25 protein-coding genes are annotated in these 23,382 nt (G+C 67.7%); 3 read left to right on the plus strand and 22 right to left on the minus strand.

The genetic code is table 11. The features are described from left to right. Window positions 1-79: 79 nt before the first annotated feature. From DFLDMN_RS29435 to DFLDMN_RS29445, 3 genes are read right to left on the minus strand one after another with little or no spacing between them, the layout of a single operon-like run. Window positions 80-1,339, minus strand: coding sequence for an MFS transporter (locus DFLDMN_RS29435; RefSeq protein ID WP_423199272.1), 1,260 nt, complete (start codon window positions 1,337-1,339; stop codon window positions 80-82). An 18-nt stretch (window positions 1,340-1,357) separates the two neighbouring features. After that, window positions 1,358-1,864: a flavin reductase gene (locus DFLDMN_RS29440; RefSeq protein WP_423199273.1), complete on the minus strand. Its 507-nt coding sequence runs from the start codon at window positions 1,862-1,864 to the stop codon at window positions 1,358-1,360. A gap of 15 nt (window positions 1,865-1,879) precedes the next feature. Further along, complete coding sequence (locus tag DFLDMN_RS29445) at window positions 1,880-3,250, minus strand: LLM class flavin-dependent oxidoreductase (RefSeq protein WP_423199274.1); 1,371 nt, start codon at window positions 3,248-3,250, stop codon at window positions 1,880-1,882. Window positions 3,251-3,497: 247 nt separating this feature from the next. On the opposite strand from DFLDMN_RS29445, the gene DFLDMN_RS29450 reads away from it, so the two are divergent. Next, the gene (locus DFLDMN_RS29450) at window positions 3,498-4,067 is read left to right on the plus strand and encodes a helix-turn-helix domain-containing protein (protein WP_423199275.1); all 570 of its coding nucleotides are present in this window, start codon (window positions 3,498-3,500) and stop codon (window positions 4,065-4,067) included. A gap of 75 nt (window positions 4,068-4,142) precedes the next feature. Here the strand turns inward: DFLDMN_RS29450 and DFLDMN_RS29455 are convergent, their stop codons facing one another. The 11 genes from DFLDMN_RS29455 to DFLDMN_RS29505 form a co-directional block, all read right to left on the minus strand. Next, window positions 4,143-4,907: a carboxymuconolactone decarboxylase family protein gene (locus DFLDMN_RS29455; RefSeq protein WP_423199276.1), complete on the minus strand. Its 765-nt coding sequence runs from the start codon at window positions 4,905-4,907 to the stop codon at window positions 4,143-4,145. Further along, window positions 4,904-5,299: a cupin domain-containing protein gene (locus DFLDMN_RS29460; protein WP_423199277.1), complete on the minus strand. Its 396-nt coding sequence runs from the start codon at window positions 5,297-5,299 to the stop codon at window positions 4,904-4,906. Before DFLDMN_RS29460 ends, DFLDMN_RS29455 begins: the two co-directional genes overlap by 4 nt. Then, complete coding sequence (locus tag DFLDMN_RS29465) at window positions 5,296-6,213, minus strand: NAD(P)-dependent oxidoreductase (protein ID WP_423199278.1); 918 nt, start codon at window positions 6,211-6,213, stop codon at window positions 5,296-5,298. Before DFLDMN_RS29465 ends, DFLDMN_RS29460 begins: the two co-directional genes overlap by 4 nt. A gap of 13 nt (window positions 6,214-6,226) precedes the next feature. After that, a complete protein-coding gene (locus DFLDMN_RS29470) occupies window positions 6,227-7,579 on the minus strand; it encodes an MFS transporter (protein WP_423199279.1) in 1,353 nt (450 codons plus the stop codon). A gap of 80 nt (window positions 7,580-7,659) precedes the next feature. Then, window positions 7,660-8,055 carry a carboxymuconolactone decarboxylase family protein gene (locus DFLDMN_RS29475; RefSeq protein WP_423199280.1) on the minus strand — a complete coding sequence of 132 codons (396 nt, stop codon included), beginning with the start codon at window positions 8,053-8,055 and terminating at the stop codon, window positions 7,660-7,662. Window positions 8,056-8,208: 153 nt separating this feature from the next. Continuing rightward, complete coding sequence (locus tag DFLDMN_RS29480; protein ID WP_423199281.1) at window positions 8,209-9,639, minus strand: aldehyde dehydrogenase family protein; 1,431 nt, start codon at window positions 9,637-9,639, stop codon at window positions 8,209-8,211. 11 nt (window positions 9,640-9,650) lie between these two features. Then, the gene (locus tag DFLDMN_RS29485; RefSeq protein ID WP_423199282.1) at window positions 9,651-9,977 is read right to left on the minus strand and encodes an NIPSNAP family protein; all 327 of its coding nucleotides are present in this window, start codon (window positions 9,975-9,977) and stop codon (window positions 9,651-9,653) included. 56 nt (window positions 9,978-10,033) lie between these two features. Further along, window positions 10,034-10,933 (minus strand): NAD(P)-dependent oxidoreductase, encoded by a 900-nt coding sequence (locus tag DFLDMN_RS29490; protein WP_423199283.1) that lies wholly within the window; start codon window positions 10,931-10,933, stop codon window positions 10,034-10,036. Window positions 10,934-10,985: 52 nt separating this feature from the next. Further along, window positions 10,986-12,368, minus strand: a complete 1,383-nt coding sequence (locus tag DFLDMN_RS29495; RefSeq protein ID WP_423199284.1) for an MmgE/PrpD family protein — start codon at window positions 12,366-12,368, stop codon at window positions 10,986-10,988. A 138-nt stretch (window positions 12,369-12,506) separates the two neighbouring features. Next, the gene (locus DFLDMN_RS29500) at window positions 12,507-13,286 is read right to left on the minus strand and encodes an SDR family oxidoreductase (RefSeq protein WP_423199285.1); all 780 of its coding nucleotides are present in this window, start codon (window positions 13,284-13,286) and stop codon (window positions 12,507-12,509) included. Between the two features lie 122 nt (window positions 13,287-13,408). Beyond that, a complete protein-coding gene (locus tag DFLDMN_RS29505) occupies window positions 13,409-14,467 on the minus strand; it encodes a LacI family DNA-binding transcriptional regulator (protein WP_423199286.1) in 1,059 nt (352 codons plus the stop codon). 111 nt (window positions 14,468-14,578) lie between these two features. Between DFLDMN_RS29505 and DFLDMN_RS29510 the strand changes: the two genes are divergently transcribed. Next, window positions 14,579-15,379 (plus strand): N-acyl homoserine lactonase family protein, encoded by an 801-nt coding sequence (locus DFLDMN_RS29510; protein WP_423199287.1) that lies wholly within the window; start codon window positions 14,579-14,581, stop codon window positions 15,377-15,379. Window positions 15,380-15,464: 85 nt separating this feature from the next. Here DFLDMN_RS29510 and DFLDMN_RS29515 read toward each other — a convergent pair whose 3' ends face one another. The 3 genes from DFLDMN_RS29515 to DFLDMN_RS29525 all read right to left on the minus strand — a co-directional run bounded on the left by DFLDMN_RS29515 (window position 15,465) and on the right by DFLDMN_RS29525 (window position 18,413). Further along, window positions 15,465-16,535, minus strand: a complete 1,071-nt coding sequence (locus tag DFLDMN_RS29515; protein WP_423199288.1) for a phytoene/squalene synthase family protein — start codon at window positions 16,533-16,535, stop codon at window positions 15,465-15,467. Window positions 16,536-16,612: 77 nt separating this feature from the next. Continuing rightward, window positions 16,613-17,260: a DsbA family oxidoreductase gene (locus DFLDMN_RS29520; RefSeq protein WP_423199289.1), complete on the minus strand. Its 648-nt coding sequence runs from the start codon at window positions 17,258-17,260 to the stop codon at window positions 16,613-16,615. Window positions 17,261-17,363: 103 nt separating this feature from the next. Continuing rightward, on the minus strand, window positions 17,364-18,413 hold the full coding sequence (locus DFLDMN_RS29525; RefSeq protein WP_423199290.1) for an aldo/keto reductase: 1,050 nt from the start codon (window positions 18,411-18,413) through the stop codon (window positions 17,364-17,366). A 326-nt stretch (window positions 18,414-18,739) separates the two neighbouring features. On the opposite strand from DFLDMN_RS29525, the gene DFLDMN_RS29530 reads away from it, so the two are divergent. Next, the gene (locus DFLDMN_RS29530) at window positions 18,740-19,639 is read left to right on the plus strand and encodes an AraC family transcriptional regulator N-terminal domain-containing protein (protein ID WP_423200612.1); all 900 of its coding nucleotides are present in this window, start codon (window positions 18,740-18,742) and stop codon (window positions 19,637-19,639) included. 53 nt (window positions 19,640-19,692) lie between these two features. Here the strand turns inward: DFLDMN_RS29530 and mdcH are convergent, their stop codons facing one another. The 5 genes from mdcH to DFLDMN_RS29555 are packed head-to-tail and all read right to left on the minus strand — an operon-like array spanning window position 19,693 to window position 23,380. Continuing rightward, window positions 19,693-20,622 carry a malonate decarboxylase subunit epsilon gene (mdcH, locus tag DFLDMN_RS29535; protein ID WP_423199291.1) on the minus strand — a complete coding sequence of 310 codons (930 nt, stop codon included), beginning with the start codon at window positions 20,620-20,622 and terminating at the stop codon, window positions 19,693-19,695. Then, window positions 20,619-21,344, minus strand: coding sequence for a malonate decarboxylase holo-ACP synthase (locus DFLDMN_RS29540; protein ID WP_423199292.1), 726 nt, complete (start codon window positions 21,342-21,344; stop codon window positions 20,619-20,621). The genes mdcH and DFLDMN_RS29540 overlap by 4 nt, the downstream gene beginning before the upstream one ends. A 4-nt stretch (window positions 21,345-21,348) precedes the next feature. After that, window positions 21,349-22,221, minus strand: coding sequence for a biotin-independent malonate decarboxylase subunit gamma (gene mdcE, locus DFLDMN_RS29545; protein WP_423199293.1), 873 nt, complete (start codon window positions 22,219-22,221; stop codon window positions 21,349-21,351). After that, on the minus strand, window positions 22,218-23,069 hold the full coding sequence (locus DFLDMN_RS29550; protein ID WP_423199294.1) for a biotin-independent malonate decarboxylase subunit beta: 852 nt from the start codon (window positions 23,067-23,069) through the stop codon (window positions 22,218-22,220). Before DFLDMN_RS29550 ends, mdcE begins: the two co-directional genes overlap by 4 nt. Next, complete coding sequence (locus DFLDMN_RS29555; protein WP_423200613.1) at window positions 23,066-23,380, minus strand: malonate decarboxylase subunit delta; 315 nt, start codon at window positions 23,378-23,380, stop codon at window positions 23,066-23,068. Before DFLDMN_RS29555 ends, DFLDMN_RS29550 begins: the two co-directional genes overlap by 4 nt. Window positions 23,381-23,382: the final 2 nt, after the last annotated feature.

Genomic DNA, 23,382 nt, shown 5'->3' on the forward strand with positions numbered 1-23,382 from the left:
AGGTGTGGGGCCAGGCGGTCGACGGCGAGTCGATCGAAGGCGATGGGCCCACGTTCAGGGGGGGCGGGGGCGGAGGGCGCTAACGTTTGCCGCCGGCCAGCCGGACCGCGTCGGGATGCCGGCGCAGCCGCCACATCGCCACGCAGCCGAGCGCGGGTCCGATGGCGAGCATGCCGAAGCCGCCGCGCCAGCCGAGCGCGGCCACGATGTCCGGAATCAGGTGGATGCTCACCAGGGTGAGCAGAAAGCCGGCACAGGTCTGCGCCGTCAGCAGCGTGCCGACCGAGGTCGGCTCGGCAAGCTCGGTGACGCTGGCCGAAAACTGCGCGGAATCGGCGATGACCGAGACGCCCCAGATCAGCGCGACCCCCACCAGCACCGCCATCGGCGCATCCGCCAGCCACCCCATGGTCGCCGCGCACGCGGCGCTGGTGGCCATCGCGCCGATCGTTACCGCGGTCCGGCCGACCCGGTCGGCCAGCCAGCCACCAAGCCAGGCGCCAGGCGCGCCCACCGCAATCACGGCGAAGGTCAGCCATTCCGCCTGCAGGGGCGCATCGGCTACGCCCCGCGCGGTCATGGTCTGCTGCAGGAACAACGCAAGCCAGGCCCACATCGCGTAGAGCTCCCACATATGGCCGAGGTAACCGAGATTGGCCAGCCGCAACGACGGCTGCCGCCACGCCTGTGCCATCTTGGAGACGTCGATGCGCGTGGCGCGGCGGATATTGGGACCGATACCGGCAAACGCAATCAGCAGCGCGGCCACCCCCGCGCACGCCGCAGCTACGCCGTAGATGGTGCGCCAGTCGAGTCCACCGGTCGCGGCGAGCAGATGCGGGCTCGCCGAGCCGAGCGTAAGGGCGCCGACCAGCAGCCCGATCAGCAGTCCGAGGTCGCCATGTGCCCACGTCGCTGCCAGCCGCATGCCGACCGGGTAGACGCCAGCCATGCACATGCCGGTGATGAACCGCAGCAGGAACACCATGGTGCCGGTGGGCGGCAGGAAGGCGAGCATGCCCGTGGCCAGCGCCGCCACGCAGGCCGATGCCGCAAACAGCCGCCGCAGATCGTAGCGGTCGGGCAACGACAGCAGAGCCGAACCGATGGTGCCGACCACAAAGCCCAACTGCACCGCACTCGTCAGCAGGGCTTCGTCGAACGCGGCAATCGTGTGCGTCTGCTTGATGACCGCCACGACCGAACTTGACGAAAACCAGACGCCCATGGCGGCAACTTGTGCCACCAGCAGGATCACGAGCGAGGCGAGTTTGCCGCGCGCGCCGGGAGCGAGTCCGGCGGACGGCTGGGGGGAAACCGCATGAGGGGGGCGCGACATGGCGGGGAGTGCAGGCGTTCAGCCAGCGGCTTCGGTCAGCGCGGCGGTGCCGACGCGGTGGAAATCGCGGCCGAAGTAGATCAGGCCGTCGCGATCGCAGGTGGTGCGTACCGCCTTGATCGCGCAGAAGAAAACCGTGTGGGTGCCGACTTCCGTCACCGACTCGATTTCGCAATCGAGCGCGCTCACCACGCCCTCCAGTACCGGTGCACCGGTGGCCAGGCGCTCCCATTGCGTGCAGGCGAATCGCTCCTCGAGCGAGAGGTCGCGGGCCGCGAAGCGCATCGCGATCTCGCGTTGCTCGGCCGCGAGCACATTGACGCAAAGCTTGCCATTGGCACGAATGGCGGCGTTGTTGCGGCTCGCGCGGTTGATGCAGACGAGCAGCGTGGGCGGCTCGTCGGTGACCGGGCAGACCGCCGAGGCCGTGCAACCTGCCAGGCCGGCATTGCCGTCCGTGGTGATGACATTGACGGCGGCACCGAGGCCGGCCATCGCGTCGCGGAACGTGGTCTTGTCCACCATGACAGGCTTCCCGGTTCAGCCGCAGTGCGCACCGGCGCGATACTGCGCGGCCGGGTGACTCGCGGGCAGGCGCGCGTGGCCGAACAGCTTGTTGCGATAGGTGCCTTCGTCATAGCCGGTCTTGTAGGCACCGCGTTCCTGCAGCAGCGGCACGAGCAGGTTCACCACGTCGTCGAAGCACTCGGGCACCACCGTGCGCGAGAGGTTGAAGCCGTCCACGCCGGTCTCTTCGCTCCAGCTCATCAGCATGTCGGCAATACGTTCGGGGGTGCCCACCCAGGGTGCCTGGCGGCTGCCGAGCACCATCTGTTCCAGTAGCTTGCGGCGTGTCCACTGCGGGCCCGCGCTGCGATTCATCGCTTCCACGTTCGAGACGATGGCCTGGCTCTTGCCGGTATCGATCGGCTCGTCGAGGTCGTAGCGCGCAAAGTCGATGCCGAGCGAGGCCGCGGCATGTACGAGCGCGGCTTCCGAGCTGACGTAGCGACGATATTCCTCGAATTTCTCGCGCGCCTCGGCATCGGTCCGGCCCAGCACGAGCGTGGCGCCGAGGAACACCTTGACGTCGTGCGCGGCGCGACCCAGTTGCACGGCCTGCGCGCGGATATCGTCGACGATCTCCTTCACGCCTTCCTTCTTCTGCCCGTTCACGAACACGCACTCGGCATGGGTGGCGGCAAAGCGGCGGCCGCGCGTGGAGGAGCCGGCCTGGTACAGCACCGGCGTGCGCTGCGGCGAGGGCGCACACAGGTGCATCGCGTCCACCTTGTACTGCTTGCCATGGTGATGGATCACGCGCACCTTGGCGGGATCGGCGTAGACGCCACCGGCCCGGTCTGCGCGCACCGCGTCGTCGTCCCAGCTGCCTTCCCATAGCTTGTAGACCAGCGCCATGTATTCGTCGGCGAGGTCGTAGCGGTCGTCGTGCGCAACCTGGCCGTCGATGCCGATGGCGCGCGCGGCGCTGTCCAGGTAGCCGGTGACGATATTCCAGCCGATGCGCCCGCCGGTCAGATGATCGAGCGTGGACATGCGGCGCGCAAACAGGAACGGTTGCTCGTAGGTGAGATTGCACGTCACGCCAAAGCCGAGATGGCGCGTGACAGCGGCCATGGCCGGGATGACCAGCGTGGGATCGTTGACGGGAACCTGCACGGCCCCGCGCAGCGCGGCGTCGGCATTGCCGCCGTAGACGTCGTAGACGCCCACCACGTCGGCAAAGAACACACCGTCGAACAGGCCGGCTTCCAGCTTGCGCGCGTAGTCGGTCCAGTACTGGAGCTCGCCATAGCGCGTCGACTGGTCGCGCGGGTGGGTCCACAAGCCTTGCTGGATGTGTCCCACGCAGTTCATGTCGAAGGCATTCAGGCGAATCTCACGGGGCATGTCGGCGTTCCTGTCGTCAATGGCGTCAGGCGGGACGCATGTTCCCGCTGGCTGTTCTTATCGCAACTCGTCCACTATAGTGGACGCACGGCCACCGATGAAAGTGCTTTCTGCTAAGGGTAAACGCGAAGTCTCTGGCTTGTCCCATGAGGTCGTCGCGCGCGCGGTGAAAGGCAGAGAAGTTCGGGCGCGGCGTGCCCCTATAATTTCCCGTTCCCTGCTACGCGCGGGCTCTTGCCACCGATCCATGCCAAACCACCCTGCTCCCGACCCGACCCACGCCATTTCGGCACGCGTCCGCATCGAACGCGAATCGCGCGGCTGGTCATTGGCGGAACTGGCGGAACGGTCGGGCGTATCGAAGGCAATGATCAGCAAGATCGAACGCGGCGAGGCCAGCCCGACCGCCACGGTCATGGGCCGCCTGTCCGGTGCCTTCGGCCTGCAGCTGTCGATGCTGCTCGCACTGGCCGAGCAGGCCGGCGAGCGCCTGAGCCGCCACCACGAGCAGCCGGTCTGGCAAGACCCGGAAACCGGCTACACCCGCCGCGCGATCTCGCCGCGCAACGGCGGCATGCTGGAGCTGCTGGAAGTCACGTTGCCCGGCAACGTGCGCGTCTCCTACCCTTCGTCCGCCTTTACTTTCCAGCACCAGCAGATCTGGGTGCGCGCAGGCACGCTCGTATTCGAGGAAGGCGAACTGGTCCACACGCTCCAGCCAGGCGACTGCCTGCAACTGGGCACCCCCGCCCCCTGCACCTTCGTGAATCCGGGCAAGGAAGCGTGCGTGTACGTGGTAGCGCTGGTGCGGCGCTGAACCAGCGACGAACCATCGAGACGCGCCCACGACAGCAGGACTTATGCTGATGGGCGCGTGCTCCAGGATGCCCGGCTAGCCGCGGCGGCGCAAGGCGGCGTCCAGCATCGGGGCGGCCAGTTCGGCGCCGTGGATGCCGGTGGTGCTGACAATCTCCAGCAGTTCCATCAGTTCTTCCGCGGTAGCGCCGTAACGCAGGGCGTTACGCATATGCAGCTTGAGGCCGGGGACGTACAGGTGCGTGGCCGAGGCGTCGAAGGCGCAGTAGATGAACTCCTTGATCCTTGGACTCAGCACGCCGGTCTTCCACGGTACCGACGAGAACGCGAGGTAGGCCTCGAACAGGTCGGGGTCGAGTTCCAGCAGGCCGTTCCAGGAGGGATGCCAGTACCCGCGGTTCTGCTCGAACTCGGCCTTGAGCGCGAGTTGCCGGGCGTCCAGCGGGCGCGGCCCGTCGCGCAGTCCTTCTTCCTCGAGGACTTCCAGCAGCACCGGCACGCCGACATTGCTGGTGTGGATGCCGATGGTGCTGATCAGTTCCAGGACTTCCATCAGCTCGTCGGTGGTGGCACCGAACGACAGCGCGCGTTCGATATGATGCGCCACGCCGGGCCCGTACAGTTGCGTGGCGCAGGCATCGGCGGCGAGAGCGATAAAACTGCGCACCTTGTCGTCGAGATGATGGCGGCGCTGCGGTACCCCGGAAAACCTGACGTAGGCCTCGACGAAGCCGGCATCCCACCGCAGCATCGCATCCCATGCCGCGTTCCAGGTCCCGTGGACGCGCTCGAACGCGTCGCGTATTCGTGCTGCGTCGCGTACTTGCGCTGCGTCGCTCATGCCTGGACCTCGGTGCCGGGATAGTCCTGCGCCGCGACTTCCTCCTGCCACGTCCCCTTGCCGAGCGAGATCGCCATATGGACCATGTAGCTTTCGCTGCTGGCGCCATGCCAGTGCCGCTCGTTCGGGCCGATAAAGACCACGTCGCCCTGGCGGATCTCCCGCGGCGCCTCGCCAGCGAGGCACACCCAGCCCTTGCCGGCCGTGACATGCAGGATCTGCCCGCGTTCATGGGTATGCCAGTAGGTGCGCCCGCCGGGCGCGAAGAACACCGTGGCGATGGTCACGCCATCGGTCTGCGGCATGACCGGATCGGCCAGCACCATGCCCGTGAACGTATCGCTGCGGCGCTCCGAGGCGCCCGTGCTTGCCCTGCCGTGAAAGACCTTCATGCCTGCTTCTCCTGTTTGCGGGGACCATCGAACAGCCGCACGCCGCCCGACACATCGCCGATCGCATCGACCACGCGGTTGCTGATCACATCGCCATAGCCAAGCGCGGTACCGAGCCCAAAGCTGGCCAGCGGGCCGGCCGCGTTCAGCGACATCACGCCCAGCTCGCGCACGCGGTCCACGTAGAGCACCACGTCCTTGGTCATGAGCTTGCCGGTCAGGCCGCCTTCGAGGTAATCGCCATCGACGATCTTCGGAAAGCGGTTGAGCGTGGCGAAATTGACGCCGCTGCTGCTGTTGAGCACATCGAGCAGCCGGTGCAGGTCGAGCCCGGCCTTCTTGCCGGCGACCATGACCTCGGCGCTCGCCGCCAGGCTGACGGCGTTGAGAAAGTTGTTGAGCAGCTTGGTGGTATGGCCCGCGCCGCTGGCACCCATGTAGGCCACCTTGGCGCTGATCGGCCTGAAGGCCCATTGCAGGGCGTCGACGGTGGCGGCATCGCCGCCCACCATCAACGTCAGCGTGCCCTTCTCGGCAGCCGCCGCGCCGCCCGAGATGCCAGCATCGATGTATTGCACACCGCGCTCGGCAAAACGCCGGGCCAGACGGATGGTCGAACTGGCCGCCGCCGTGCTGAGGTCGACCACGACCTGACCGGCACGGCAATGCGCGAGCACGCCATCCTTGCCTTCCACCACGGCCTCCACCACATGGCTGTCGGGCAACGACAACAGCACCACATCGGCAAACTCCACCACTTCGCGCAACGACTGCGCCGCCCTGGCTCCGCTCGCGGTCACGCGCTCGGCGACGGTGTCGTAGCCGAGCACCGCGATACCCGCGTCCACCAGGCGCCGCGTCATGCGGCCGCCCATGTTGCCGAGACCGATAAAGCCGATCCGTTCCTGGTTCATTTCTGTTTCCTCACTAGAAATCGACGTCCCTGGTTTCCGGTCCCATCGCCGCGCCGATGCAGCCGATCACACCGCCGATCGTCAGCAGCACGACGGCAGTAAGCGGCAGCGGCATGAACGCGCTCAGCGCATCCATGTAGAAGGCATAGAACGACGGGATGATCACGGAGAGCGAGAAGCCCACGCCAAAGCCGGTGGCGCGCACGTCCGTGACAAAGCGCTCGTTGATGTAGGTCACGATCACGCCCCATGGCGACGTGACCAGCACCGCGAGCAGGCACACCAGCACGATGATGGTGGGCAGCGACAGGCCCTGGGCGGTCGAGAGCACGTAGAGCAGCCCCGAGCCGACCGTGGCGATCAGCGGGCCCACCACCACGAAGAAGGTGCGGCGGCCGATCTTCTGCGCGAGCATGCCGGAGGCGATATAGCTGAAGAACAGCACGAAGTACGTGATCATCAGCGTGGTCGTCATCTGGAAGCCCGTCAGATGCAGTGTGCGCACGAGCAGGCCGGTCGGCAGGAAGATCGTGATGATGTTCTGCGTAAGCCAGAAGCCTGTCATCATCACCAGCACCTGCAGCAGGTTGCGGCCGCTGCGGCCGCGCAGGAGGTCGGACAGCGGCAGCTTTTCACGGGCCTGCTGCGGCTTCTCGCCGGCCTCGCCTTCCCAGATTTCCGACTCCGCCACCTTGCGCACGTAGTACATGGCCAGCACGCCGGCGAGCAGCGCGCCGATCACGAACGGAATGCGCCAGCCCCAATGGGCGTACGGAGAATCCATGCCATCGAGCGGGAACAGCGCGAACATCAGCATCGCCACCAGGTTGATGGTCACATAGGCGGCCGGAAAGCCCGCGATGATGAAGCCGCCGACAAAGCCACGCTGATGCTTGCGCGAGTACTCGATCGCGAGCGGCATGGCCCCGGTGTAGCCACCACCGAGGAAGATGCCATCGACAAAGCGCAGCAGCACCAGCAACCAGTACGACGTGATGCCGATGCTCTCGTAGCCCGGCAGCAGTGCGATCAGGAACGTGACCACGCCGAAACCCGAGACCGACCAGATCGACGCCGCGCGCCGGCCCACGCGATCCGCCACCATGCCGAACATCAGCGCGCCGATCGGGCGGCCCAGCAGCGTGGTGATGAACACCAGCGAAGCGAGGATGGTCTCCATGCCGCCGCTCAGGTGCGGCGGCTGGAAATACGCCAGTACCGGCGACAGCACCACCACCGGCAGATAGATATCGAACATGTCGATATATTCGGAAAAGAACGCCCCCTTGATCGCGTTCCTGCGCTTCGTCTCCACCGACTGCTCGTCCGCTTGCTGCACGACGCCATGCGCGGTCAATGCTTCCATGCTTGTCTCCTTATCTGTGCGCCACGCGGAATCGGTGCCGTGTCGCGCAATGCTCCCTTGGCCATGACGGCCGGCCACGATCACGACTGCGCGGTCTCCGCCTCGTACGCCTTGATCGCTTCGCTGGCCACCCGGAACGCCGCCAATGCCAGCGGCGCCCCGCAATACGCGGCGGCCTGCATCAGCACCGCGCGGATCTCCTCCTTCGTCACGCCGTTGTTGAGCGCGCCCTTAACGTGCACTGCCAGCTCGTGGTGCTGGCTCATGGCGGTCAGCATCGCGAGGTTCAGCATGCTGCGCGTCTTGAAGCCGAGCGTGGGGTCGCCCCAGATGTCGCCCCAGCACGCCTCGGTGACGTACTTCTGCATCGGCCGGTTGAAGTCGTCGGCATTCGACCAGGACTTCTCCACATGGCCCGCGCCCAGCACGGCCTTGCGGTTGGCAAAGCCCTTGTCGAAACGTTCGTTGTTATCCATGGTTGCTTCCTTATGAGAGATGAGCGGGAGGTAAGCGCCATCCCGCTTCACGGAATTGCCAAATCGGTTGACTGTCAGACAATCTGCGCAGCCAAAATTTTTTGGCCCTGCTGTGTTGGCCCCGCGCCGTTGCCGGGCGGGGCCATCGCCACATCAGGCGGTGCCGTACCCAACCAGCGCCTTGGTCTCCAGGTATTCGCGCAGACCAGCCTCGCCCCACTCGCGGCCATTGCCGGAGCGCTTGTAGCCGCCGAACGGCGCGCCGAAGTCGGCCGGCGGGTAGTTCAGATGCACACCGCCGGCCCGCAGCGCGCGGCCCACGCGGCGCGCGCGCGCCAGATCGCCGGACTGCACGTAGGCGGCCAGGCCATAGTCGGTGCCGTTGGCAATCTCGATGGCATCCGCTTCCGTGTCGTAGGCCATCATCGACAGCACCGGGCCGAAGATCTCCTCGCGCGCAATGGTCATGGCGGGCGTGACGTCGGCAAAGATGGTCGGACGCACGTAATAGCCGCGTTGCACGCCTTCCGGCCGTCCCGTCCCGCCCGCCACCAGGCGCGCGCCTTCGTCGATGCCGGTCTGGATCAGCCGCTGCACCCGCTCGAACTGGTTGCGATTGACCAGCGGGCCAAGCTGCGTCTGCGCGTCGTCGGTCGGACCCACGCGATAGCCCGCGGCGGCCCGCGCGGCGATGCGCGCGGCCTCGTCCATCAGCCCGCGCGGCACCAGCATGCGGGTCGGAATCGAACAGGACTGGCCAGAATTGGTAAAGCACGCCGCCACGCCGCGCGTCACGGCTTCTTCGAGGTTGACGTCGTCGAGCAGGATATTGGCCGACTTGCCGCCGAGTTCCTGCGCCACGCGCTTGACCGTATCGGCCGCGGCCTGCGCCACCAGCACGCCAGCGCGCGTGGACCCCGTGAACGACACCATGTCGATACCGGGATGACGCGCGATGGCCGCGCCCACGCCCGGGCCATCGCCGTTGACGAGGTTGAATACGCCCGCCGGCACGCCGGCTTCCTCCAGCACCTCGGCAAACAGCAACGCGCTCAGCGGCGAGTATTCGCTCGGCTTGAGCACCATGGTGCAGCCGGCCGCCAGCGCGGGGGCGATCTTGACCACGATCTGGTTGATCGGCCAGTTCCACGGCGTTATGAGCCCGCACACGCCGATCGCCTCCAGCACCACGCGGGTATTGCCGCGCTGCTCCTCGAACGAGAAACGTTCGAGCACGTCGATCAGCGTGTTCAGATGAGCCGGCCCGCGCGTGGCCTGGCCATTGCGCGCAAAGGTGATGGGCGACCCCATCTCGCGGCGGATCCGTTCGGCGAATTCGTCGTAGCGCCGCTCGTAGGCAGCCACCACGCGGCGCAGCAGCGCCACGCGCCCGGCCACGCTGGTGGCGGACCACGAAGGAAAGGCCCGACGCGCGGCCGCCACCGCACGGTCGACATCGGTCGCATTGCCGAGCGCCAGCCGTCCGAGCGGTTGCTCGGTGGCCGGGTCGATCATCTCGAACCACGTCGCGGCCGCCGGTTCGACCCACTTTCCATCGATATAGAACTGCGCGGTGCGCGACATGACAGGGCTCCTTAGCGCAGCGCCGAGAAGGCGGTCGGAGTCAGGAAATGGTTCTCGATGCGCTCGACGATGGGCTTGTCCGCCTCGGTGGCGGCCCGCTGCGTCACCCAGTCCGCGTCGGCCTGGAACGCGTTCCACTTCTGCTCGCGCTCGGCAAGGCTTTCCCATTCCAGCATGTAGGTCAGCGCATGGTTGCTCGGACCGGCCAGTGTGGTCCAGAAGCCGATCTGGCGAATGCCGTGCTTCTCGAAGAAGCCCAGCGTGATGTTAGAGAACCGGTCCAGCAGCGCCGGCAGGCGCGTCGGGGCACAGTGGTAAATACGCATTTCGACGATCATGTTTTTCTCCTCGTAGGGTTAGGTCAGGTCGGCGCGATGAGGCCCGTCCGTCTGGATCAACGGTCCAGGCCCTGGCCGGACGCCCAGTGTTCCACATAGGCGGCCAGCTCCGTCATGTCGCGCCGGGTGCCATCTTGCATCATTGCGAAATTCCACACCTGGCGTGCGGCATTTCCTACCCACATCGGCACGCCCAGCGCCTGGCATTCGTCCACGGCAAGCCCGATATCCTTGCAGACGCTGCCGATCGGAAAGCCGAAGTCGAAGGTGCGCGGCAGCACGTGCCGGGGAAACTTGTCCATGGTGGCGCCGTTCTTGCCGCTGCCGGCATTGAAGACCGCCATCATCACCTCGGGATCGAGCCCGCCCTTGATGCCGGCGACAAAGGCTTCGGAGGTAATGGCAAACGCCGTCGACGACAGCATGTTGTTGAGCAGCTTGACCAGTTGGGCCTGTCCGGCCTGCTCGCCGACCACCAGCACCTTGCCCAGCACCTCGAACAGGCCACGCACTTCGTCCATCGCGGCGGGCTTACCCGCCACCATGATGGCCAGCGTGCCTTTCTGCGCGCCGGCCGCGCCGCCGCTGACCGGGGCGTCCACGGTTTCGATGCCCCGGGCCAGCAGGCCGGCGGCCACTTCCTGCTCCGTGCGCGAGCCCACGGTCGACAGGTCCACCACGATGCGGACGGCGCTGCCCTCCACGATGCCGCCGTCGCCAAGCGCTACCTGCCGGAACACCGCGGGCGTGGGCAGGCTGGTAAAGACGATGCGCGCGCGGTCCGCTACGTCGCGCACGGAGGTCGCGGCCTGCGCGCCTAGCGCGCTCAGCTCCGCCACGGCCTGCGCATCCGTATCGAAGACCACCAGCGCATGACCTGCCGCGAGCAGGCGCCGTGCCATGGGGCGACCCATGACGCCAATCCCGATAAAACCGATCTGCTGACTATCCGACATGATTTCCTCAAACGATCGAGCGGCGCTTACGGTAGGCGCCAGCGTTGTGCAGCTACCGTTCTGGCACGGCAATCCGCATGGGGGCGGCGGCGTCGGCGAGAGCGTCGAGCCGCCAGAGAGTGTCGAGCAGGCGTTCGCTGTCCACGCCCGCGCCGCCGTGCACGGCCAGCGTGCGCAGCTTGTCCGCGAGTTCGTCGTCCGTCAGCGGCGAGGCCAGGCTGCCGTGCGCGGCGGCCACGCGGTGCCGTGCGCGTTCGCCCGAGCGCAAGATGACCGTGACCTCGGCGGCGTCCACCGGCCACGACGGCGCGTCGACAAACTCGATCCGCGCGCCCAGCGCGCGCAAACGCGGATCGGCCACGGCGTCGTCGCTGAATTCGGCGAGTCCGGCCTTGCCGCGCGCCAGCGTGACCGCGACCGCATGCTGCGCGCTGACTTGCGCGGCGCGTCCGGTGCGTACGCCGGGGCGATCGGTGCGCTCGCGCAGCAGCGGGTGGCCGGTCAGCACCACGCGTTCCACGTCCTCGAAGCGCCACGATGCGTGCCGGCGCAACGCCAGGCACGCTTCGATCACGGGGTTCAGCACCACGCCACACGGATAGGGCTTGTAGGTGTTGCGCATCAGCGCCCAGTCCTGCCCAAGCGCGTCGGTCGTCGCAGCGGCACGTGGCGCCTGGCTGGCCACGCGCAAGAAGCCGCGCGCGCCTTCGAGCGGGGCTTCCGGGCCCGAGAAGCCGTCGGCCGCGAGCAGCGCCGACAGCAGGCCATTGCGCGCGGCGTTGCCGACGCTGAGGCTCTTTGCCATCGTGCCGAGCGTTTCCACCAGCCCGCACGCCTGGGCCGAGGCATTGCCGAGCGCCCAGACCACCGGGTCCACGTCGAGCCCGAGCGCTTTGGCGGCGGCAGCCGCCGCCCCGAACACCCCGCAGGTGGACGTGATATGCGCGCCGCGCTGATAGTGGTCTGGTGAGACCGCATTGCCGATACGGCATGCCACCTCCACGCCGAGCACAAAGGCCAGCAGGAAGTCGGCGCCGGATATCGGCTGCGCTTCCGCCAGCGCAAACAGCGCTGCCGCGACCGGCGCGGTCGGGTGAATGATGGTCGGGAGGTGCGTGTCGTCGAAGTCGTAGACGTTCGCGCTCATGGCGTTGAGCGCGGCCGCGTGCGGCATGTCCATGCGCACGCGCCGACCGATCACGCTGGCCGCACTACCGGCGTCGCCGCCGGCGCGGAAACGCATGGCCAGCGACACGGCCTTGTCGAGCGTGGGGTCGGGTGCGCCGGCGAGGGCTACCGCGAAATAGTTGACCAGCGCGCGCGCGGCTTCATGCCGCACGGCCAGGGGAATCTCGGCCCATCCCGTGCGATGCACGAATGCCGCCAGCTCGCGTGTCACGCCAGCCGTGGCCATGGGACGCTCGTCCTGCTGCATGCTGCTGTCTCCGTTCAGCCCGCCGTTTGGCGCGTCGTGGTCTGCCCTGAGGTCAGACACGCGCCGCGCCGGCGATGTTCTGTTCTGGCGTGCGACCCGATGTCGCACGGATATGGCCCTGCCGCCAGGGCTGGCCGCTCAACTGGCCAGCCAGCCACCCTCGATCGGCAGGACCGCGCCGGTAATCTCCGCGGCGGCATCGCCGCACAGGAACACCACGAGGTCCGCCACGTGCGATGCCTGCACGAAGCGTCCGGTCGGCTGCTTGCCGGCCAGAAACGCCTGGATGGCCGGCTCGCGTTCCAGGCCTTCCGCCGCCATCAGCGCCTGGATGCGCTTCTCGCTGGCGGTCGTATGGACCGCGCCAGGGCAGATCGCGTTGCAGGTAATGCCCTGCCCCAGCGTCTCCACGGCCACCGCCCGCGTCAATCCGAGCAACGCTGACTTCGTCGTCACGTAGTCGACCCGATTCGCCGTGCCGCGCATGCCGTAGACCGATGTCATGTTGAACACACGGCCCCAGCCGCGTTCGCGCATGCCAGGCAAGACCAGGCGCGTGGCGTGGAACGCCGCGCTGACGTTGACCGCGAGGGCCTGGTCCCACTTGTCCACCGGAAACGACTCGATCGGCGCGAAGTGCCGCACCACCGCGTTGTTCACCAGGACATCGATACCGCCAAGCTGCTCCACCGCCGCGCCGATCAGCTGCGACACCGCTTGCGCATCGCCCAGGTCCGCGCGCAGGTACGGCACGGCCCAGCCGTGACGCGCCTCGAATGCCGCCTGGACCGGCGCCACCGCCTCGGGCGCTTCCACGCCGTGCAGTACCACGCGGCATCCCGCCGCCGCGAGTGCATCCGCCATGGCAAATCCCAAGCCATGCGACGAGCCCGTGACCAACGCAGTCCTTCCCTTCATGCAAATCCTCATCAGCGCACACCGGCGTCGGTGTGGGTTTATGATAGCGCTAACTTAACGCGGAATGCAAATGCCTTGGCGCGACCACCCAGGCCACGCGGGCGAGGTGGACGGCAGGCAGGTCAGGTGCTTTCGCGCTGGATGATCTCGAAGCCGAGGTCGACGCGAGTCGGCGTGGCCGGTCCCTCGCCGCGCATGCGCTGCAGCAACGCCTCCGCGCTGCGGCGGCCGATTTCCAGGCGCGGCAGGTTCAGGCAGGTCAGCCTCGGCACCGTATGGCGCAGGATGTCGAGGTCGTCGAAGCCGGCGATCGCGATGCGGTCGGGGACTTTCCAGCCGCGCCGCTGGGCCTCGAACAGGGCCCCCACCGCGAGCACATCGCCGGCGAAGAAGATGGCATCGACCTCGGGCACCCGCTGCATCATCTCGATCATCGCGTGGGCACCGGCGGTCAACCCGGGCTGTACCTCGCACACGAGGCCGGGATTGCGCGCGCGCCCCAGGGCGGTGAGCGCGGCACGGTAGCCGCGCAGCCTTTCGCGCGAGCGCATGTTGTTGCGCGTGTCGAGGCACACGAAGCCGATCGACTGGTACCCGCGGCCGGCCAGGTACAACGTCATCTCCTTGGCCGCGGCGAAGTTCGAGTAGCTGATGGCCATATCGAGCGGATGTTTGGCGAGGTCGCCGGTCTCGATGATGGGAATGCCGGCCTGGCGGATGATCTGCACCGCGCGCGGCGTGTGCACCGTGTTGTGCAGCACCAGTCCGCTGACGCGCTGCGCGATGAACGCGCCGATCAGCGCCTCTTCCTCCTCCAGCGAATAGCCGCTATCGGCGATCAGCAGGTGCATGCCGGCCGCGCGCAACACGTCGGCGCTGCCCTTTACCGTATGCGAGTACAGCGAATTCTGGATACTGGGCACGATCTGCCCGACCACGTTGGAACGCGCCGAAGCAAGATTCGAGGCGATATTGTTGGGCACATAGCCGATTCGCCTCACCGTATCGAGGACGTGCCTGCGCGTCTCCTCGGAGAGCTTGGACGGGTCGTTGAGCGCGCGCGATACCGTCATCAGGGAGACGTTGGCCGCCCGGGCGACGTCGATCATGCGCACGGCCTGGCCGCTCGTCCGCGTCCTGGCATCGCTCGTCACGGTCCTGGCTCGTTTCAGCGTGTTCATGCGGCAGTTGTGAGGTGGCAATGGGTGAAGGTGGGGCATTGTACGCCGCACCCACGCACCGCGAATGTTGTTATGATAGCGCTCTCATAGTCATGACAGGAGACCGCCAAAATGACGCGCAGCCCGGAAAACTACAAGATCTACGCCATCAAGTACGCGCACCATGATCGGCCCGCGCGCGATAACTTTATCGGTGGCGATCCCCATGACGTCAACATGCCGCTCGATTACTTCGTGTGGGCGATCGTCGGCGAGGAGCGCACCTTCCTGGTCGACACCGGCTTCGACCGTGAAGGCGGCAACAAGCGTGGCCGCACCACCACGCATGCCGTGGAAGAAGGACTGGCCGCGCTCGGCATTCGCCCGCAGGCGGTGGAGGACATTATCGTCACCCATATGCATTACGACCACGCCGGCAATCGCGAGCTGTTTCCCAGGGCCCGGTATCACGTCCAGGACCGCGAGCTGGCGTACTGCACCGGGCGCTGCATGTGCCATGCCGTGCTGAACCACCCGTTCGAGGCCGCCGATGTGCAATCGATGGTCGGCCGCGTGTTCGACGGTCGCGTGGAATTTCACGATGGCACCTCGACGCTGACCCCCGGCATCAGCCTGCACCTCGTAGGCGGTCACACCAACGGCCTGCAGGTGGTGCGCGTGCATACCGAGCGCGGCTGGGTCGTGCTGGCTTCGGATGCATCGCACCTCTACGCCAATATGGAGCAGAAGCGGCCGTTCCCCGCCGTCTACAACGTGGGTGACATGCTCGAGGGTTACCAGATCGTGCACGGCCTGGCCGACTCCGCACACCATGTGGTGCCCGGGCACGACCCCGATGTGCTGCGCCGCTATCCGGCGCACAGCCGCGCCACCGAGGGCTGGATCGTTCGGCTCGATGCCGATCCGCGCTGACGGCGCTGCGCGGTGGACGGCGGCGACCGCATTGACGTATCGGCCCATCGACGGGCGGGTGGCACGCGCCGACCGCCCGTCCCGCTCAGTTGCCCAGGCTCGCCTCGATTTCGCCGATCAGCCGCTCCGCCCAGCCGCGAATGCGCGCGTCCCAGCTCACGGTGGTCAGCGAGTAGGCCAGGATGCGATACACATCGTTGCGCCGGATCTTCGACACGTGCAGCGGATCCAGCCACGACGGATTGCGGGTCAGCAGGACCAGCGTTTCCAGCCCGATGAAGATCGGCCACAGGCACGCCAGCCGCAGACGGATGGCGCCGCGCGGAATCGCCAGCGTATAAGCGATTGCCTCGCGATAGTGATCGAGCGTGACGCGCAGCAGCGCGTTCAGCAGCGGCCGCGCACGCGGCGAGGCGCCGGGCACGAGCAGGTCCTGCGGCGTCAAACCGAGCGGCGTCAGCAGTTCCAGCGGCAGATAGCAACGGCCGATGCGCAGGTCCTTGCCGCAGTCGCGCAGCACATTGGTCATCTGCAGCGCCTTGCCGAAGCGCACCCCGCGCGCGAGCATGACCTCGGGCAACTCGCGTACCGTGCCGGGCAGATGGGCATAGGTCATCGTGGTCCAGAATTCGCCCACGCAACCGGCCACCAGGTAGGTATAGCGATCGAGTTCCTCGAGCTCGCGCAGCGCGACGATCTCGCCCGACTGCTCGTCCGGGAAGGTCCTCAGGTCGAACTCCATGCCGGTGGTCAGCGTGGTAACGATTTCACGCACGGCCTGCCGGTCCGGACTGCTGAGCCGCGCGAGGATATCGAGCGCCGGCCCCAGCGACTCGAGCAGGGTCGCCTCGTCGGACTGGGTCTGTTGCGTGGCAACCTCCGCCGACAGCTGGCGCAGCAGAACCTCGCGCGTACCACCAGCGGGCGCCGCCGGTGCGCCGAGCACCTCCTCGCGCAAGCCCAGCAACAAGGCCAGCCGCCGCGCCGGCGTGATCAGCGACGTATCCGCGATCGTATCGGCCGCCCGCGCCAGCAGGTAGGCCAACCCGATGGGATCGCGCATGCCGGGCGGCAGGATGCTCATCGTCAGGTAGAAGGACCGCGAAACGCCCTTCAGCAACGGACCTAGCAGGAAGGCCCGGGTGGACTCAGACATGGGGCAGCGAAAAGAATGTGGTGCCGGATTGTATCCGGCAACGCCCGCGTCCCGCGATGTGTGCGTCCCGATCCTTGTTACTTCGCACTCTCCGCGACGATTTCGCGGATGGCCTGTTCGAAGGCTTCCGCGGGCTGGCCGCCGGTGATCAGGTAGCGGTCGTTGAAGATCAGCGACGGGACCGACTGGATGCCCATGCGCTGGTATTTCTCTTCCTCGGCGCGCACTTCGTCGGCATACGTGCCCTGCTCCAGCACCTCGCGCGCGCGGGCGCGGTCGAGGCCGGCGGCTTCGGCCGCGTCCAGCAGGACGGCGTGGCTTGCCGTGTCCTTGCCTTCGCCGTGGTAGGCACGCAGCAGCGCCATCTTGAGCGGCATCTGGCGTCCTTCCAGGCGTGCCCAGTGCAACAGCCGATGCGCATCGAAGGTGTTGTAGATGCGCGTACGCTGGCCAAAGGCAAAGCCGACGCTGGCGCCACGTTCGCGGATCATGGCCTGCGACTCGGCAACCTGCTCGGGCGTGCGGCCGTATTTGCGGCCGATATGCTCGACGATGGCCTCGCCTTCCGGGCCCATCTGCGGGTTGAGTTCGAACGGATGCAGTTCGATCGTGGCGGACACCTCGTCACCGATGCGTTCCAGCGCACGTTGCAGCGATGCCAGCCCGACCGCACACCATGGGCATGCCACGTCGGACACGACATCGATCTTGATGGATTGAGACATGATGGACGACCTTTAAAATCAAGGCGCCCATCTTAGCGGGTTCGGGCCTGCATTGCTGGTAGGGTCTTTCCGCGCCGCGCGCGCACGCCGTGCGCGCTACCGGCTACCTGTCCTCGAACGCGGCAAGCTGCTGGCGTCGGCGCTCACCCTGGTACGCCAGCATCCAGCCCGGATACTCGGGCGGCAGCGCGCTCACCTTGTCCAGCAGCGCCAGCTCCTCACCGCTCAGGCGTACCTTGGTGGCGGCAATGTTGTCGGCCAGCTGCTCCATGCGTTTGACACCGATGATGACCGACGTCACCGGCTTCTGGTGCAGCAGCCACGCCAGCGCGATCTGCGCCACCGACACGCGGCGCGCCTGTGCCAGCTCGCGCATGGCGTCGATCGCGTTGTAGGCGCGCTCGACGTTCACCGGCGGAAAGTCGAAGGTGGTGCGACGGCTACCCGCCTCGTTCTCGCGATCGCGCCCGAACTTGCCGCTGAGCAGGCCACCGGCCAGCGGGCTCCACACCATCAGGCCAAGGCCCTCGCTGTGCAACATCGGCAAGATCTCGCGCTCGACGTCGCGGCCCGCAAGCGTGTAGTACGCCTGCAGCGAGGCAAAGCGCGGCAGATGACGCCGCTCCGCGATGCCGAGCGCCTTTACGATCTGCCAGGCGGCCCAGTTCGACACGCCCACATACCGCACCAGGCCCTGGCGCACGAGCAGGTCGAGCGCCTCGAGCGTTTCCTCCATCGGCGTGGCAGGATCGAAGCCGTGCAGCTGGTACAGGTCGATATGGTCGAGCTGCATCCGGGCAAGGCTGGCCCTGGCGGCATCCAGCAAATGATGGCGCGTCAGCCCGCGCGAATTGATGCTGCGCGTACCGGACTCGCCAAAGCCCTTGGTGGCCACGATCACGTTCTCGCGCGGCACATTGAGGTTCCTGAGCGCCTGTCCGACCATGATCTCCGACTGTCCGTCCGAGTAGACATTGGCGGTGTCGATGAAATTGATGCCGGCTTCCAGCGCACTCGCCACGATCTGGTCGACATCGGCCTGCTGCAGCGTGCCGATCTGGCTCCAGACGGCGCCGCTGCCGCCAAACGTCATGGTGCCGAGGCACAGTTCCGACACCAGCAGGCCGGTATTTCCGAGGGCGTTGTAACGCATGATTCGATTCCCCTTTGCGTTCGGGCTGCCATCGGCCGGAAGTGCCGGGGCAGCAGGGTATGCATTATGCGAAGCCGCCCCTCGCGTGAGGTGCCGGATCCTATTGTCTTTTTGCACGATTCTCCAGACCCGTCGCTGGAGGATTGGGCAATCCTGGTTTCCGGTATAACCTGCATGCAGTCCATCCCGTCCCCCGCGTTGCCATGTCCGTCTCCGCGCCCGCCGCCACCAGCCTCGCCCCGTCCCTCGCCACGCCAGGCGCGCCGCAACGACCCGCTGCCACGGCCCTGCCCGCCGCGACGACCGTCGCCGCCCCCGGCCCCGGCATGGAGGATCTGGCACGCGCGGAACTGGTCGCCCTGCTGACCCGCCTGACCGGGGCGGCGGAGGGCGCGCTCGAGACCCCGGTGCCCGGCTTATGGATCCATCGCGTCACCCGTCCTGGCGGACCCCAGCACGTGCTGCAGCAGTCGGCGTTCGCGGTGATCGCGCAAGGCGCCAAGCGCCTGTTGATTGGCAACGAGGTGTACGAATACGACCCGATGCACTACCTGGTGTCGTCGGTCGATCTGCCGGTGGTATCCAAGGTCTCGCTGTTCAGTGCCTCGCAACCGTATCTCGGCATGCGACTGGAGCTCGACCCCGAGGAAATCGGCGCCCTGATCGGCGACGAGCACCTGCCGCCGCCCGCGCCGATGGATGCCACACGCGGTATGTACGTGCAGCGGCTCGACGCCACGCTGCTCGATGTGGTGCTGCGGCTGCTGCGACTGCTGGAAACGCCGCGCGATATTCCGATCCTGGCCCCGCTGGTGCGGCGCGAGCTGCTCTACCGGCTGCTGATGAACGGACAGGGCACGCTGCTGCGCCAGACCGCGCTCAAGGACAGTCAGATGCATCGCATCGCACGCGCCATCCGCATCCTGCGCGAGCGCTTTGCACAGCCGCTGCGCGTGGAGGCCCTTGCGCGCGACCTGCATATGAGCCCGTCGTCGCTGCACTTCCATTTCAAGGAGGTCACGGCGATGTCGCCCCTGCAGTATCAGAAACAGTTGCGCCTGCAGGAGGCGCGCCGGCTGATGCTGGCCGGCGATGTCACGGTCGCCATGGCGGCGCACACGGTGGGTTACGAAAGCACCTCGCAGTTCAGCCGCGAGTACAGCCGCCAGTACGGCGCGCCTCCGCTGCGGGACAAGAAGCGGTGGCAGGAAGAGGCGATGCGGTAATCGATGCCGGGGGATGAGCCGGACGCCATGCCAGGAAGGTGTCGGCCGCGCGGTCAGTCATCGCGCCCCCGATAGCGCGCCATCAGCAGCATCACGCTATCGCGGCGCATGTCCGCGCACGCCACCGCTTCGTCGAACATCCCGGCCGCCAGCCGCGTCAGAACGTTGCCGGGCGGCACCTCGACCGCCAGCGCCACGCCGGTCTCGCGCGCCAGCTGCATGGTCTCGTGCCAGCGCACCGGCGTCGCCATGTTGCCCGCGAGATCGGCCCCGATGCGCGCGGGATCGCGCAGCTGCCGCGCCGCGCTGGCGCTGAAATACTGCAATGCCGGCCGGCGCAGCGCGACCCCGGCAAACGCCGCGCGCAACGCCTCCGCCTGCGGAGCCAGCAATGGACAATGCGACGGCACCGCAATGGCGACCGGTCTGGCCCCATGCGCGCCCACCTCCAAGGCAAGCGCGCCCACACGTGCCAGCGCCGGCAAGGCGCCGGCGACCACGAACTGTGTGGGTGCGTTCAGATTGGCCAGGTAGACCGGCGCGCCCGCGTCATGCACCTGCGCGACCACGCGCTCGAGCGCCGCCTGCTCGAGGCCAAGGATCGCAGTCATGCCATGGCCCTCGGGATAGGCCTCTTCCATCAGGCGCCCACGCAGCGCGACCAGCCGCACGGCATCGGCGTAATCGAGCACGCCCGCCACCACCGCTGCCGGAAACGCGCCGATCGAGAGACCGGCCACGGCATCCGCGTGCGCGCCCTCTTCCAGCAGGCAGCGCGCCATCGCCGTGCCGGCGGCCAGCAGGCATAACTGCACCGACACGGTCGAGGCGAGGCGGTGCGCGTCGTCGAGCGCCAGCACATCCTCGCCCAGCACCGTCGAGGTCTGGTCGAGCGTACGTCGCACGGCTGCATGATCGGGCAGCGCATGCAGCATGCCCGGCCGCTGCGCGCCCTGCCCCGGAAAGGTCAGCAGCGTGGTCACGCCGGGCACCACGGATCGTCGCAGAGCCGCGGTCCGCGATCGGTTCTGAGCAGCACGCGGCCGCCGGTGCGCAACCGTTCGGCCAGCGCAAAGGCCCCGCACGGCGTGGCAATCTGGATATCGAGACGCACATCCCCGGCCACGGCAGCGAGCGCCCCCAACCAGCACTCGTCGCCATCGGAAAGCGTGAGCGGCGCCGTGATCAACAGATCGATATCGCTGCCGGCGTGCATGACATCGATGCCGGAGGCAAGGCTGAAGCCGACCGCACCGGTCACGCCCCACTCCCAGCCGCTGCCGTCCAGCCGAGCGGCGAGACGGGCCAGCGCCTGCAACGCCGGCAGTTCGCCGCGCCGGCGATGACGCCGCCACCGCCCCTGCCGCGCCACCGCTTCCGGCGTGATCACGCGCGCGCACTGCGCCGCCGGCAACCACGTGCCATGACGCTGCGCGCGCGTGGTGCCGCGCAGTCCCACCGGGATCTCGTCCGCGCCGCGGCGATCGCGCCGCACCACCACCGGCGCACGCGCGAGCCAGGCCGCATCGGCCCATCCCGGCAGCCCCGCCTGCGCGGCAAATGCGTGCGGATCGTCGAGCCAGATCAGATCATGCGGCCGTAGCGTGGGGAGGGCCGCCGGTTCTGCCGGCAGCGCCGATCGTGGCGCACCGGCAGCCACGGCAGGTGCCGGCGACGACAGGGGCGCACCCACGGACGCGAGCATGGTGTCAACCGTGCCACTGGCTGGCCAGACATGCGCGCACCTGTGACGATGCCTGACGGTTCTCGCCGCCCAGCCGGCCGCGCAGGTCGCGCCGCGGGTCGGCGGCAATATCGCGCAATGCCGCCGCCAGCGCCTCGCGGACCGCGGCGAGGTCCTGCGCGCCCGGCGCAGTGGCCTGCGTGACCCCAATGGTCTTCCACAGCAGGCCGAGCGATGCATAGTTGTCGATGTCGTAGGCCATCGGCGGCACCGTGGCGGCAAATGCCTCGAGGGCCTCCACGCTACGCTGCGTGATACGCGCCGCGGCTTCCTTGCCCATGGCGTGCACCTGCACGCCAGGGTCGGAGAGCGCGAGCAGGCGATTGGCCTGGTAGCCATGCGCAAGGAAGGCGCCGGACATGGCCTTGCCCACCAGCAGCGCGATCACCGGATGGCCAAGCAGCCGCGCAGTGGCGTAGGCATCCGCCGCGCTCGCGAGCGACTGGTGAATACCGAACGCTTCCTCGCGCCGGCCATAGGCCTGGCTCGGCGTATCGACCACCGCCACGATCGGCCGTTTGACCTGCGCGGTGCGGTCGGCCTCGATGACCTCGCGTACCGCGCGCGCCAGCGACCAGCCCTCCAGCAGGCCGACTTCGCCATGGCGCGCACGCGGATAGCCGCTGGCGGGGTCGGGCACCACGGCAATAAAGCGCGCCGGTGCGCCGGCCAGTTCGGCATCGGCAACCTGAACCGAAGGCGGATACCCACGCTGACGCGCGGCGCCCGCGGTCAACGCCGCCAGCCAGGTCTCGCCGCGGCTCGCCGCCGTCGTTGCCGCCGTCGTTGCCGTCGTCGCCAGCCCCGTCGCGGTGGCAGTGTCCGAAGCATGGTTCATGACTGTCCTCCCTGTGCATACAGCTTGCGCACGGTTTGCGGCGCCGGCTGCGAAGTCGGATCGAAATCGGAAAGCCGGCGCAAATAGTCGTCCGGCCGCGTGCTGCGCACGTCGGCGGGTACCGGTTGCGCGACCAGCTCCGCCACCGTGGCGCGAACCGCGTCGCTGTCGTCGTCCACATAACGGTCGGCCAGGCCCGTTGCGAGTCGTTGCTCGCCGCCGGTAAAGCTCCAGATAAACGGCCGGTCGCGCGAGTCGTACTCTGCGATGCCCGCTTCCTGTTCGATCACGGCGGGTCCATTGAGCCCGAGACGGCCTTCGCGCGTCATCACCAGGGCACTGCACAGGCCCGCGGCAATCGACATCCCGCCAAAGCATCCCACGGTTCCGGCGATCACACCGATCACCGGCTGGTAACGGCGCAGATCCACGATCGCGGCATGAATCTCGGCGATGGCGGCGAGGCCAAGATTGGCTTCCTGCAGCCGCACGCCGCCGGTCTCGAACAGGATGACCGCGCGGGTATCGATGCCCTGGCGATTGTCCTCGGCCGCGAGTTCCAGCGCGCCGGCCAGCTTGGCGCCGCCGACTTCGCCCAGGCTGCCACCCTGGAAAGCCCCTTCGATGGCCAGTACCACGACCGGATGCCCGCCCATGGCGCCCTTGGCCACGATCACGCCATCATCGCCCTGCGGCACCACGCCCTGCCGTTCCAGCCAGGGCGAGCGCAGTCCGTCGAACGGGCCGGCCAGCTCGCGGAACGTGCCCGGATCGAGCAGCGCCCGGGCACGCGCACGCGCACCCAGCTCGACGAAACTTGCGCGCGACAACAATGCGTCGTGGCTCATGACGCCTCCTTGCCGGAGGCATCGAGCGCCTCGAACGCTTCCGCGAGCCGCATGCCGACCACGCCCGGCGTGGCGCCGAAGTCGTGGATGCGGATACGCATCGCCACCCGTGGCTCGGCGCGGAACACGCGCGAGAGCTGCGCGTCCCACACCTTGCGGTAGCCGTCGACGGACGTGGTCACGTCGATCGAGGTCTTGCCCGCCTCGCCGGGTTCGATCAGTACCTCGAGATCGCCCGAGCCGACCACGCCCACCAGCACACGCCGGGGCGCCGGCTCACCGGCGGGATACTCGAACTGGAGTTGTTCCATCA

This window comes from Cupriavidus sp. H19C3, assembly GCF_049393815.1.
Classification (GTDB): domain Bacteria; phylum Pseudomonadota; class Gammaproteobacteria; order Burkholderiales; family Burkholderiaceae; genus Cupriavidus.